This is a genomic window from Pseudomonas sp. HY2-MNA-CIBAN-0224 (assembly GCF_040310285.1).
Taxonomy (GTDB): Bacteria; Pseudomonadota; Gammaproteobacteria; order Pseudomonadales; family Pseudomonadaceae; genus Aquipseudomonas; species Aquipseudomonas helleri.
In genome coordinates this window covers 1-249 of record NZ_JBEOPQ010000774.1, presented here as the reverse complement: position 1 = coordinate 249, position 249 = coordinate 1, and the positions used below count along the sequence as shown (strand labels likewise).

The window sequence follows — 249 nt, the reverse complement described above, 5'->3', positions numbered from 1 at the left end:
GGTATACACCGCAATTCGTCATTCCCATATTAGGCTTAATATTAGGCAATTCTTTGACCGCCATCTCCTTGACCAGCAACCAGTTGATTGAGGCCTTTCATGAGCAGCAAGGACGTATTGAAACGATGTTGAGTCTCTCTGCCAGCCCGTTCGAAGCTGTGCATGAGCAGATAAGAGCCGCCATTATTAATGGCATGACCCCAACGCTAAACTCTATGCTGGTGGTTGGTATTGTCAGTCTGCCAGGGA

Annotated in this window: 1 protein-coding gene; it reads left to right on the top strand. The window is 47.8% G+C overall.

The window, feature by feature from the left end; translation table 11 throughout:
• Positions 1-53 precede the first annotated feature (53 nt).
• Positions 54-249, top strand: a 196-nt coding sequence (locus tag AAEZ03_RS28415) for an ABC transporter permease (protein ID WP_350583306.1), incomplete at its 3' end; no start/stop codon positions are given.